The sequence below is a fragment of the Enterococcus sp. DIV0755f genome, assembly GCF_051713725.1.
In the GTDB taxonomy this organism is placed as follows: domain Bacteria; phylum Bacillota; class Bacilli; order Lactobacillales; family Enterococcaceae; genus Enterococcus_D; species Enterococcus_D casseliflavus.
Window position 1 is genome coordinate 955,291 of the sequence record NZ_JBIOQL010000001.1, and the last position, 13,484, is coordinate 968,774.

Genomic DNA, 13,484 nt, shown 5'->3' on the forward strand with positions numbered 1-13,484 from the left:
TCCTGATTTTTGCTCTGCGGAGCTGTCCCTTATACTTAAAGAGACAATCGTGGATTATGACTTGTTTTCAGCAATTATAAATAAGAAAGCGCTGATTTTTTCTTTTAAAACCAAATGTTCGAAGCGCCGCCAATGCGTAGTTTCTTTGACGCTTTACCTAAGAAACGCACTGTTTTGCTTTAAGGGAAGCAAGACAGAAAAGACTTGCTGCTTTATGCGCTTCGTTGGTGTGTTGTCTTGTTAGTTTGAACGAATCTCTGGCGCACCAGCCAAACACAACAAACAGAATCAAAGGCGTAAGCCATTAAACCATAGAAAATGAAAGAAAGGAGGGGAGCAGCGTAATGAAAAAGAAGCCGCTAAAATTGCTGCTCCTGGTGATCGGGCTAGTGAGTATTCCGTTGTGTTTTCCCTTCTTGCGAGATGCTTTTATTGCGCCCTTGTATGCGCTGCAAGCAGAAGACGAGCACTCATTAACGGAAGAAATGGCTGATTTTCAATTTTTAACAAGCAGCAAGCAAGGCTATTTAGGGGAGGAAATCCCTATCGAAATCGTGGCGCAGCAGCCAGTAACTGAAGCGGCTGTGGGTTTGCCGCCAGAAGCAGCGATCGAGCCCTCCTTGTTTCCCGAAGGAATGACGGTTGAACAGGTGGAAGCTGACCAGTGGCGTCTGCTTAGCGAACCCCCTCAAAGCAATTGGCTCTTGCCGGTAACTTTTACAGAAGGAAGCCACGAAGTCATGGTAGGAGAAGAACGGCTGGCACTAGAGAGCCAAGGTTCCCCAGAGGAAAGTGGGGAAGAAACCGAAGAAAGCAAGGGAGAGGGAGTAAAACCCGAGAATGAAGAGCAAAAAGGAAAAAACGCGCATCAAACAGAGCCAGGAGGAGCATTTCCCTATGATGCCGATGATCCAGGCAATCTCTACCTGATAGAAGTCACGGAGGAGTCAAGCCGAGAGGTCACTAATTGGCAAGAGCTTCTCTTAGCTATCCAAACCCGAACAGTTAATTATATCGCTTTGACCGAGAGCTTTGACTCTCCTGATCGCCCTGCAGAAGGATTGAGTAACGTTGAAATGATTGATTGGTTTGGGGATCAAAACCCCAATGGAGAAGCTTCTTACCTTTATCTCAATTCAGCCGAGATTTCGCGCCCTTTAATTATCGACGGACGAGGACATACAATCGATTTTCGGTCAGTATCGGTTGGTTTTAATGACATGACAGTCAATCCAGATACCCCTTGGGACATTACCCTCCAGAATATTGAGCTGTATAGTGGAAATGACTTTGGGCCTATACAATATAACGACTTAGAAACGGACAATCAGGCGGCGGCAACGATACGGTACCATAATGTCAATCATGTCGGCAATCAATTGTTTCATGGGTTTCAATCGACAGCTATTTTATCAGGAAGTGTTTCGTCTATTCAAAAGGATTCTTATGATGCAGCTCTTGGGCGTGGTGAATGGCGCATTAATGCTACCGATCAAGCGAATTTTGAAGTCGGTTATTTGGACGTTCTTGACGGCGCTAAAGTTCACCTTTCAACAATCGATTCAGGAAATATATGGTTTCCTCATAGTTCAAATCCAACATTTACGATTGGAGACGATGCGGAGGTTACGATCATTGCAAATGGTACAGGACAAGGTGAAGCGTGGGGAGCAAATATATTCTTTAGATATAGTCCTGTCTTAACCGTAGGTAAAGGTGCGACCCTTGATTTGGCACCTAAAAGAAATTCTCCTGCTATTTCAACTAGTGGTTTGCTGCCAGCTCAGACTACTCAGATCAATCTATTGGAGGAAAGCACATTAAAAATCTTCAATTCTGGACGTACTAGTCATAGTAACAATGATTGGACCAATATTATTTCTATGCCACCTGGTCCTGACAGTAGTATTCATCTCAGAAAAGGGAGTACGCTTGCTATCGAAGCAGTCAATCAACTTCATTCTGCTAGCCATATTATTTATTTTCCTGTATCTGGACATATTACTATTGATGAAGATGCTACCGTTGATATTCGTTCCACTAGCAGGACAACTACGCATAGTTTGATCTCGTTTGAGCACTTTAATTCAACTATCACTATTAATGATGCTGCAAGAGTGAATTTAGAGAAAATTGGTCCTGATACAGGGAATTCTTCCTTGATCCGTACTGCAAGAATAACTGTAAACAATCAGTCGATTAAGCGGTGGAATCTTAGAACCCGAATAGAAGAACCTGATTTTGAATGGGATAATATTGTGCGGTTGTTTGCTCGTGTTAATGATGCAGGAGTACTGAATAGAAGCGATGTCTCGGTTAGCGCATTAGATCCCACTATAGCAGCAGAGGCCTCAGATAGATTTTCGGCAAGAGTGCAACGGCTCTTATTCGAAAAGATTTCTCCTATCGAAGTAACGCTGGATCCTCTGTCTAATAATCGCTCTCAACGAAATTCCTATACGATCACAGGAGAAACTGATCCCGGAGCTTACGTACGTTTTAGCAGAGACTTCAGCATGCCAGAACCAGTGATCGGCCCCATTGAAACGGGAGGCGGCGATACAGAATGGTTCCATGTCAATGCCAGAGAAGATGGCACGTTTGAATTTGATCTCTCTCAATTTGACGACTTCGACTATTTCCGTGGGCAAGAAGTTGTAACGGCAAAGGTATTTTTAAATGGCCGACGCGATGAGACCTCCATTATCGTTGAAGGCATCAATCCTCGAGATCCTCTGAATCCTGATGTAGATGTTGATCCAGAAAATCGCCCGACGCTTCCTGAAAACCAAGGGTTGATCAGTATCGACTTTATCTCGCAATTTGATTTCGGGCACGTGCCGATTCGTTCGAGTCAAGCCTATTATCCAGCACTGCCACAAAAGCTGCGGGACGCAGAGGATGATTCGGCTGGTGGAGAACGCCCAAATTATGTTCAAATTTCTGATCGGCGGGAGGAGCCCACCGGCTGGACACTGAGCGCGCGGATGGATGAAGCAGGGTTTGTCAGTGAGGAAGGCCATCAGCTGCGGGGAGTACAGCTCCTACTCAATAATATTCGTATGGCAACGACAGGTTCGAATACCTCCACTGCCCCAACCTACTGGGAAAGCCGTGAATTAAATACGGGCAGACAAATCTTGGCAAAAGCAGATGAGGGGCAAGGCAGCGGAACATGGGTCCAACGCTTTGGTGACGGAGAAACGATGGATCAAAGCGTGATGCTGGAAGTTCCTGTCAACGCTACGCCGCAAGCCACAAGCTATACGGGCATCATTCATTGGGAATTAAGCTTTGTCCCAGAGCTGGACTGAGTATTCTAAAGAAGGAAACCCTATATTGGCTTCGAGTATTGAGCAGGCTGTGCGTTCTAGTTGCTTTGCAGGCATACTTGATTGCTGTACAAGCCAAACGCAATTAATAGAATCAAAGGCATAAGCCATGAATCCATAGAAAATGGAAGAAAGGAGGAGATCAACAAAATGAAAAAGAAGCCGCTAAAATTGCTGCTCCTAGTGATTGGGCTAGTGAGTATTCCGTTGAGTTTTCCCTTCTTACGAGATACTTTTATTGCGCCATTGTATGCGCTGCAGGAGCAAGAACGAGAAGAGGATGAGCTTTCTTCAGCGGAAGAAAGGGCTGATTTAACAGACGTTGATTTTCAATTTTTAACAAGCAACAAGCAAGGCTATTTAGGGGAGAAAATCCCCATCGAAATCGTGGCACATCAGCCAGTAACCGAAGTAGCGGTGGTTCTGCCGCCAGAGGCAGTGATCGAGCCCTCCTTGTTTCCCGAAGGAATGACGATTGAACAGGTGGAAGCCGACCAGTGGCAGCTGCTTAGCGAAACACCGCAGAGCAATTGGCTTTTGCCCCTAACCTTTGAAGAAGAAGGAACCTACGAAGTACTGGTAGGTGAAGAACGGTTGGCAGTAGAAATCCAAGGTTCGCCAGAAGAAGATGAGGAAGGTCAGGAAGAAGCGCAAGAAAGTGATCGAGAGGAAGCAGAACTCGAGAGCGAAGAGCAGAAAGATACAACCGATCCTGACCAAGCAGAGCCAAAAGAGGGAGCACTTCCCAATGATGACGATGATTTGGAGGATCCTAAGCGATATGTCGCTAATTGGCAAGAGTTTATCTTAGCAATCCAAACCCGAACGGTTAATTATATAACTTTGACCGAGAACTTTGACTCTCCTGATCGCCCTGCAGAAGGATTGAGTAACGTTACAATGACTGACTGGTTTGGAAATCAAAATCCCTCTGGAATAGCTACCTACCTCTATCTCAATTCACCAAGGATTTCTCGAACACTAACCATCGAAGGACAAGGACACACAATCGATTTTCGGTCAGTGTCGGTTTGTTTTAATAATATTACAGCACATCCAGAGACGCCTTGGGACATTACCCTCCAGAATATTGAGATGTATAGTGGAAATTACTATGGACCTATACAATATAACGACTTACTAGAAGGTAATCAAAGAGCAGCGACGATACGGTACCATAATGTCAATCATGTCGGCAATCAATTATTCCATGGGTTTCAATCCACAGCTGTTTTATCAGGGAATGTTTCTTCAGTGCAAAGGAATCCTTATGATGCAGGATTAGGACGTGATAATTGGAATATTAATGCTACCAACCAAGTGAATTTTGAAGTCGGTTATTTGGAAGTTTTAGAGGGGGCTAAAGTTCACCTTTCGACAATCAATTCAGGAAATGTTTGGTTTCCTCATAGTCCCAATCCAACGTTTACGATCGGAGACGATGCGGAGGTTACGATCATTGCAAATGGTACAGGACAAGGTGAAGCATGGGGAGCAAATATATTCTTTAGATTTAGTCCTGTCTTAACCGTAGGTAAAGGTGCGACCCTTGATTTGACGTCTAAAAGCAATTTTCCTGCTATTTCAACTAATGGTTGGCTTCCAGCTCAGACTACTCATATCAATCTATTGGAGGAAAGCACATTAAAAATCTCCAATTCTGGACGTAATACGGGTCTTAATAATGATACGACCAATATCATTTCTATGCCACCTGGTCATGGTAGTAGTATTAATCTCAGAAAAGGGAGTACGCTTGATATCGAAGCAGTCAATCAAAATAACTCTGCTAGTCATCCTATTTTTTTTCACGCATCTGGACAAATTAATATTGATGAAGATGCTACCTTAGATATTAAGTCAGACAGTCTCTCAGCAAGTCAAAGCTTAATTATGTTTTCGACCAATAATAATACGAATAACTCAACGATCAATATAGATGATGCTGCAAGGGTAAATTTACAAAAGTCTAGATCAATCACCTCAAGTACGGCACACGTGATTCGAAATGCAAGACTAAATATAAGTAATCAGTCGATTAAGCAATGGATCCCTGGAAATACAAACGAGAATCCTAATTTTGATTGGGAGAATATATTGAGGTTAAACGCTAATATTAATGCAACAGGAATACCGACTAATACGGTTAGCGCATTAGATCCCAATATAGCAGAACATGCTAGAGCGAACTTTACGCCAAGAGCACAACGACTCTTGTTTGAGAGTATTCCTCCTGTCGAGATCGCGCTTGATCCTTTGACCAATGATCGCTCTCGACGAAATTCCTATACGATCACGGGAGAAACCAGTCCCGGCGCTTACGTTCGTTTCAGTAGGGATCTGAGTTTACCAGAACCAGAGATTGGACCCATTGAAACGGGGGAAGAGGAAACGGAATGGTTCCATGTCATTGCCGAAGAAGATGGTTCCTTTGAATTTGATCTCTCCCAATTTGACGACTTTGACTATTTCCGCGGGCAAGAAGTTGTAACTGCGACGGCATTTTTAAATGGACGACGCAATGAGACCTCCGTCATCGTAGACGGTGTCGATCCTCGGGATCCTCTGAATCCTGATGTAGATGTTGATCCAGATAATCGTCCGACTCTTCCTGAAAACCAAGGGTTGATCAGTATCGACTTTATCTCGCAATTTGATTTCGGGCACGTGCCGATTCGTTCGAGTCAAGCCTATTATCCAGCACTGCCGCAAAAGTTGCGGAATGCAGAGGATGATCCTGCTGGTGGAGAACGCCCAAATTATGTTCAAATCTCGGATCGGCGTGAGGAGTCCACCGGCTGGACACTGAGCGCGCGGATGGATGAAGCAGGGTTTGTCAGTGAGGAAGGCCATCAGCTGCGGGGAGTCCAGCTCCTACTCAACAACATCCGCATGGCAACGACAGGTTCGAATACCTCCACTGCCCCAACCTACTGGGAAAGCCGTGAATTAAATACAGGCAGACAAATCTTGGCAAAAGCAGAAGAGGGACAAGGCAGCGGGACATGGATCCAACGCTTTGGTGATGGAGAAACAATGGATCAAAGTGTAATGCTAGAAGTTCCTGTCAACGCTGCACCGCAAGCAACAAGCTATACGGGCATCATTCATTGGGAATTAAGCTTTGTTCCAGAGATGGACTGAGAGCCGCCCCAATGTTTCTCAGTAATCGGAGAAGGAAGAAAATAGAGACAGCAGCTGCAGAGAAAATCTGCAGCTGTTTTTTTATCTGCAAGCAGCCATCGATGATGAAATCACTGATAGCGCCCTTTGTGCTTTGGCGGATCTTCTTTGCTTAGAGAAATGAGGGGATCATTCATTTCGTTTACTAGAGCAGATGCTGCTTTTTCCTCCTTCACGTTGAAGGGCAAGAAACAGTTTGGAAAAATTCTGTCACAAAAGACGTAGTCGTTCGCCAAATGTTTCCTTAAAAATAAGAAGATCATTTTCTAGTCATTTATTCTTTTTTCATCTATGATAGAAAGAAAACCGCTATCACGGAGATTTCGTTAAAGAAAATCCTGTCAAAACTGTTTGACAATGCCGTAATATCAATGGATTTGAACAGAAATCACAGCAGGTCTGCGTTAAGGTAGAAGAAGGAGGGCAAGATGACGATTGGGGAAGCACTAAAGAACCATCGAGTCACACAGCAAATGAGCCAAGAAGAAGTAGCAACAAAAATTTTAGTGACCCGCACATCGATCTCAAATTGGGAAACCGGCAAGACGGTACCAGACAGTTTGAATTTATTAAAACTGAGTACCCTTTATGGGTGCAGTGTCAATGAGCTATTAAAAAAGGAGCGAGCAGGAATGAAAAAGAACTTTCGTACGATGACCTATGGTGCTGGATTGAAAGATGGAACGATGCGTTTGAAAATCGAGACCGATGCCAGCAAGTTTTTCCCAAAAGGGGTTGAAGTCAAAGCATCCGTCGATTTAGAAACAGGAGAAGTGACCTTTTTTGTCGAGCAAGAAGATTTGAAAAAACTGAAAGCAGCCACTGACGAAAAATAAATTTTTTATGCAGTATTTTGCTTGGACAAGAGAAAAAAGTGATGGATAAAAAAACACGAGCCCAGCTGCGTCGTGTTTTTTTATGTGGGATGAAAGAGGGCTGAAACAATCGATGAAAGCTGATTCTACTTTTTCTTTTCTGCTATTTTCAAGGTTTGTAACGTTTAAGGAAAAGTGAAAAGATGTTAATGGCTATATACAATATATAGTGAATAGAACGGTTTTTATCTAAACGAAGCACAATATATAGTATTTACTTTTTTGAGAGATTGTGTAAAATAGCAGGTGTAGTGAAGAAGGAGCTGTTGTTTTTGAGAGTAACTGTATGTTGCGGCACCCGTTTAGAAAATGAGGAAAAGTTGGCAAAGACCGCTCGTGCCATCGGCAATGCCTTGGCAAAAAATCACATCGAGTTGGTTTATTGCGGCCCTTTGGCTGGCTCGATGAGGGAGATCGTGAAAGGGGTCTTTGAGAAAGAAGGCGCAGTGACAGGGATCTATCCATCAGGTTCTTTTGCAGAAGAATTGCCACCAATCGTCGCTGGATCAAGCACCTATACCGAGTTCTATACGGATACGAGGGAGGAACAAACACAACAATTGCTGGAAATGAGCGATGCCTACCTTGTATTACCTGGTGGATTTGGTACACTAGAGGAGTTGTCATCAGTATGCTCTTTTACGACTCTTGGGCCATTGTCAGGCAAGCCGATCGGTGTGTTGATGACCGAAAGCTTAAATGATGGACTGAAGCCGCTGCTAAAAATGTTTGAAGATTCCAGCTTTGCTTGGGCTGAACGATCTGAAACGCTCTTTTTCCTATCTGACGTTGAGTCGTTGATCCAACGATTGGCTGCGATGGGAACAGGAAAGGAGTGCTTGGCAGGATGAAGCATGTCTATTTAGCGGGACCGTTTTTTTCAAACGAACAAGTCGCCCGACTCAAACAGGTAGAACGCAGTTTAGCTGAAAACCCGCAGCCCTTGGCGATCTATTCGCCGCGCTTGTACCAAGAAGGTTCATCTGAACCCAATACACCAGAATAGGCGAGAGAATTTTTGAAAAAGACATGCTGGAATTGACACGAGCCGACGTCGTCGTTGCCGTTTTGGATGACCATGAAGGGATCACCGATCCGGGAACAGCCTTTGAAATCAGCGCAGCACACGTACCAAATAAACCAGTGATCGCTTTTCAGGAAAAAGCCGCGGCGGTCAATCTGATGTTGACGGAGTCCGTGCAAGCGTATTTGACTGATCTGGCGGCACGAACAGCGTATGATTTTGAAGCGATGGCGCACCGAGCATTTGTCGGTGACTATATTTAATAAAGGATGATGAATGTGTTATTAATCGCAGGAACGATCGGGGCAGGAAAAAGCAGTTTGACTGATTTTTTATCGAAGGAAATGGCGTCGAAGCCTTTCTATGAAAACGTGGAGGACAACGATGTTCTGCCATTGTTTTATTCCAATCCAGAACGATACGCCTTTTTATTGCAGATTTTTTTCTTAAACAAAAGCTTTTTAGGGATGCGGGAAGCTTTGTCCAATGATGACAATGTCATTGACCGCTCCATCTATGAGGATAGCTTGATGTTTCATCTAAATGCGGATCTAGGCCGCATCGCACCGATGGAAGTCGAACAATACGATAACCTGTTGAACACGATGTTGCGGGAATTGGAAGAATCAGCGCCATTGAAACATCCAGATCTAATGGTTCATATCAAGGTTTCCTTGGATACAATGATTGAACGGATCAACAAGCGTGGTCGTTCCTATGAACAAATTGCCAACGATCCGACATTGTACGACTATTACAAAGAGTTGAATCAGCGGTACGATGAATGGTATGAAAACTTTGACGTTTGTCCGAAAATGCAAATTGATGGGGATCAATTGGACTTTGTTGCCAATGAAGACAACCTCATGGTGATCCTCGAGATGATCCAAGAAAAATTGGCGGAAGTCCGTCAGACCCATGGCAAAGGCCACTATTGTACGGACAAAGCCATCGCAAAAGGTGATTTTTCTAAGAAAAACGCAGCATCTGTGACAAGCTGACCCAGCAGTTGAGGACAGCTTACTGAAAAAAACAAGTGTCTTATCGACAATGGGAGGGAGCAAGGCGATGAATATTGAACGATTTATTGAGGCGAGGAAACAGGCGGGCTTCTCGCAGCAAGAACTTTCGGAAGGAATCTGTACGCAAGCCACTTTGAGTAAATTTGAAAACAACGGGCAGGCACCGTCCCTCAAAATTTTGATCAAATTGTGTAATCGGATCGGCTTGCCATTGGTCGACTTGTTTTCTTCCATGAATGTCGCAACGACCAAAATCAAAGAAGAATTAGCAAAAGCCGAATTCTACCTGATCACAAGCGAGTACGAACAGTTGGCTGCATTGTTAAGTCAAATTGAAGTGAAGCTGATCGATGAACCAGCATTAAAAGCGCAATATGATTATTTAAAAGGCTTTGAAATGATTTTTAATGAAGCTGCGATTACCGATGTCCTGTTTCAATTCGATCAGTTATTGATGAATGAAACGGCGGAGGAATTGTTTGATCTCTTAGCGTATACTGGGATCGGTTTGGTGTATGCCAGAGAAGAAGAATGGGCAAAGGCTGAGTTTTATGTGACGAAGGTCTTTGAGAAAATTTATACCTATCCGATCAAAACGATCGAAGACACGTGGCGGGTGTTGAACATCGTCTTCCATTGCGGCGTCTTTTATGCGAAAGTCGATGATTTGGAAACTAGTGATACCCTGTTGAATTATGTGTTGGCGATTTGTTCCGACAATCATTTGACCTACTACTTGGCTCGCGCGGCAGCCCAATTGACCGAAAACGCCATTCGCGAACAACAGCCGAAAGAAACAATTTTGGAAATGTTACACGATGCACGAGCATATGCCAAAATCAATAAAAACGTAAAATTACTGGCGCATTTAAAAGCGATCGAGGAAACGATCAATTAAAAATATATTTTCGACAAAAAAGTTTTGTTGCGCAAATGCTTGATAACTAGCAGTCCTTTCGACGAAGGGACTGCTTTTTTTGATTTTCTTTATATAAAAAAATATATAATCGTGTTGACAAAAAAATATATCGGGAGTATTCTTTAATTGTGAAAAAACTAACATAATTTGAGGTATATCGTTTTTAGGAGAAGGGATTTTATGAAGGCAGCAGTGAGAGAAGCCGCTCGCACGATTCAGCGGATGGGCACGTCCATTGAGTTAAAAGTCGCTCATACAAAACCAGAAAGTGTACTGGACGAGCTGGAGACCCAGCTGAAAGGATACGACCATCGCTTTAGTGCCAATGATCCGCGATCGGAATTGAATCAGCTGAATCAGTTGGCAGGACAAAAGGGGCTTGTGCTTGATCCAGAATTGTACCAGCTGATCGAAATCGGCAAACATCATAGCTGTGCTCCCCACAGTCAGCTGAATATTGCCATCGGTCCACTGGTCCAAGCATGGCGCATCGGGTTTGAAGATGCTCGCATCGTATCAAAGACGCAGGTCAAAGAATTGCTTGCGCTAACAGACCCGCAACAGATCCAATTGGCAGCAGGCAAGGTTTTTTTGAAAAAAGCTGGAATGAGGATCGACCTCGGAGCATTAGCAAAAGGCTACATCGCTGATAAGTTACGCACCCATTGCCAAGCCCGTGGAGCAGCGTATGGATTGATCAACTTAGGCGGAAATATTGTCTGTTTCGGCGCTGCACCAAATCATTCGGACGAGCATTGGCGGATCGGGATCCGAGATCCCAAAGGCGGTCGGGCAGACACCTTGGGCATTCTGCCAATCAAGGACCAAACCGTCGTCACTTCGGGGATCTATGAGCGGGTCTTGACCACCGCTGAAGGAACGTATCATCATTTGATTGATCCTCAGAGTGGCTTTCCCATCGAATGTGGGTATTTGAGCATCACGATCGTTGCAGCGACATCGTTACTGGGGGAAATCTGGACTTCGCGCTTGTTTGGCAAGCCCATTCCAGTTGTTTTACAAGAGATTCAGCAGCAGCCAGAAATCGAAGGGATCATCGTAACCAAAGAAAATGAAGTCATCGCCTCTAAAGGCATTCAGGCAAGACTTTTAAGATAGCCCAACCAGAAAGGAAGAGACAGGATGAAATTTATCGGATTCGTGGGAACCAATGCCACTCGTTCCACCAATCGCACGTTGTTGCAGTTTATGAAAAAAATGTTTGCCAATGAGGCAGAGATCGAACTAGTCGAGATCAAAGATCTTCCAATGTTCAACAAACCAGAATCAAAGGAGTTGCCCGTACAAGTAACCCAGCTTGCCGAAAAAATCGCGGCAGCAGACGGTGTGATCATCAGTACACCAGAATACGATCATGCCGTACCCGCAACGTTGATCAATGCCCTGAACTGGTTGTCCTATGGAATTTTCCCGTTTGTTGACAAGCCAGTGATGATCACTGGTGCTTCTTATGGGACGTTAGGTTCTTCTCGTGCCCAAGCCCATCTAAGACAGATTCTGGACTCTCCAGAGTTAAAAGCACGGATCATGCCTAGCTCTGAATTTCTCTTAGGTCATTCGCTGCAAGCGTTTGACGAGCAAGGCAACTTGATCGATGAAGAGCAGACCCAAAAACTGCAAGGACTGTTCAACGATTTTCTATTATTTGTAAAAATTACCAGCCAGTTGCAGCACGCCCATGCCGCCAATCAAAAAGAAGCTGCTGAATTTTCATGGGAAACCATCTAATCGCAAAAGATAGGAGCGTAAAGACAATGAAATTGATCGGAATCGTCGGATCAGCCGCTGAAGTCTCCACCAATCGTCAGCTGCTGAACTTTATCAAAAAGCAATACAAAAAGGAATTCACGTTAGAACTTGTAGAGATCAAAGACTTTCCTCTCTTTAATCAAGAGGAAGATCAAACCCAAAGCCCAGCCATCCAGCGTTTGAATCGGCAATTATTGATGGCAGACGGTGTGATCATTGCTACACCAGAGCACAACCATACCGTGACGGCAGGACTGAAAAGCTTGCTAGAATGGCTTTCATTCAAGATCCATCCTCTGGAAAACAAACCAGTAATGATCGTGGGTGCCTCTTACTACGATCAAGGAACTTCAAGGGCCCAGCTGCATCTGCGCCAGATTTTGGACGCACCGGGAGTCAATGCTTTAGTGATGCCAGGGAATGAGTTTTTGTTGGGCAAAGCCAAAGAAGCTTTCGATGAAGCGGGTGATTTGATCGATGCCCGAACGGTTGCTTTTTTAGATGCGACGATCAACAGCTTCTTGCAATTTATCAAAGTCGTTTCTGCCTTAGCGGGTCCTAAACAATTGCCGCCCGAAGACCTCTACGCCACAGGGAAAATCGCAACAACCGTGGAAGGGGTGGATATGTATGATGATCAATGGCTGGAAAAAGCCGCTGAAGCAGTCGGTGCCGTTTCTGGCAATACCTACGTCAAACTAAATCGAGGCTTGCTGACAGTCGATCAGATCAATTACTTCTTAGATTCGATGCCGATGGAATTGACATTTGCCGATAGCAACAACCAATTCTTGTATTACAATCTGCGGGAAGAAGCCCAAAATATGCTGGCAGCACGTGTGCCAGGACAAGTCGGCAATCCATTAGCAAAATGCCATCCTGAAAAATCCTTCAAAAATGTTGAGTGGGTGATCCAACAGCTGCGCAGTGGAGCGACCGACGCGGTTCGGGTCCATGTGCCGAAACAGGTGCCAGAAAAATACATCGTCCACAATTATCAAGCGATGCACGATGAAAACGGCGAATATGCGGGGATCAACGAATACATCCTTGATTTCAAGCCAATCATCGAATGGTATTTGCAACAAACCGGACAAAAACTTGTCGGCAATGAAGATGCCATTTCCAGTGCTTCTGTGCACCAAGAACCGACCGATGCGGTCACTAGTGCCAGTACTCATGACGCACCTGCAGCAGATGCGGTCACCAGTGCTTCAGTGAAATAAGGGTTGTCTAAAGGGAGAAAAGGAATCGCTAGAAGCATTCGCTTGCAATCAGTTGCCAAGCGAATGCTTCTCTTTTTGCTGCTTTTTCATGAATGAACGGTTTTCTATGAGCGATTGAATTGATCAAGGACAT

11 protein-coding genes are annotated in these 13,484 nt (G+C 44.4%); all 11 read left to right on the forward strand.

Translation table 11 applies throughout. The annotated features are described in order from the left end of the window. The first annotated feature begins 344 nt into the window (after positions 1-344). Positions 345-3,314, forward strand: coding sequence for a WxL domain-containing protein (locus tag IGI73_RS04335; protein ID WP_428206502.1), 2,970 nt, complete (start codon positions 345-347; stop codon positions 3,312-3,314). Between the two features lie 168 nt (positions 3,315-3,482). Next, the gene (locus IGI73_RS04340; protein WP_438759113.1) at positions 3,483-6,476 is read left to right on the forward strand and encodes a WxL domain-containing protein; all 2,994 of its coding nucleotides are present in this window, start codon (positions 3,483-3,485) and stop codon (positions 6,474-6,476) included. 467 nt (positions 6,477-6,943) lie between these two features. Beyond that, a complete protein-coding gene (locus tag IGI73_RS04345; RefSeq protein WP_428206500.1) occupies positions 6,944-7,351 on the forward strand; it encodes a helix-turn-helix domain-containing protein in 408 nt (135 codons plus the stop codon). A gap of 311 nt (positions 7,352-7,662) precedes the next feature. Next, complete coding sequence (locus tag IGI73_RS04350; protein ID WP_428206499.1) at positions 7,663-8,241, forward strand: LOG family protein; 579 nt, start codon at positions 7,663-7,665, stop codon at positions 8,239-8,241. Continuing rightward, positions 8,238-8,396 (forward strand): hypothetical protein, encoded by a 159-nt coding sequence (locus tag IGI73_RS04355; RefSeq protein ID WP_223597404.1) that lies wholly within the window; start codon positions 8,238-8,240, stop codon positions 8,394-8,396. The genes IGI73_RS04350 and IGI73_RS04355 overlap by 4 nt, the downstream gene beginning before the upstream one ends. Positions 8,397-8,419: 23 nt before the next feature. Continuing rightward, positions 8,420-8,677, forward strand: coding sequence for a nucleoside 2-deoxyribosyltransferase (locus IGI73_RS04360; RefSeq protein WP_428206498.1), 258 nt, complete (start codon positions 8,420-8,422; stop codon positions 8,675-8,677). Between the two features lie 15 nt (positions 8,678-8,692). After that, positions 8,693-9,415 (forward strand): deoxynucleoside kinase, encoded by a 723-nt coding sequence (locus IGI73_RS04365; RefSeq protein ID WP_005225447.1) that lies wholly within the window; start codon positions 8,693-8,695, stop codon positions 9,413-9,415. Positions 9,416-9,482: 67 nt separating this feature from the next. After that, complete coding sequence (locus IGI73_RS04370; protein WP_428206497.1) at positions 9,483-10,334, forward strand: helix-turn-helix domain-containing protein; 852 nt, start codon at positions 9,483-9,485, stop codon at positions 10,332-10,334. A 201-nt stretch (positions 10,335-10,535) separates the two neighbouring features. Beyond that, entirely contained in the window at positions 10,536-11,474 is a 939-nt protein-coding gene (locus IGI73_RS04375; protein WP_428206496.1) for an FAD:protein FMN transferase, read from the forward strand. Between the two features lie 24 nt (positions 11,475-11,498). Continuing rightward, positions 11,499-12,104, forward strand: coding sequence for an NADPH-dependent FMN reductase (locus IGI73_RS04380; RefSeq protein ID WP_428206495.1), 606 nt, complete (start codon positions 11,499-11,501; stop codon positions 12,102-12,104). A gap of 26 nt (positions 12,105-12,130) precedes the next feature. Then, positions 12,131-13,351, forward strand: coding sequence for an NAD(P)H-dependent oxidoreductase (locus IGI73_RS04385; protein WP_042890446.1), 1,221 nt, complete (start codon positions 12,131-12,133; stop codon positions 13,349-13,351). Positions 13,352-13,484 lie beyond the last annotated feature (133 nt).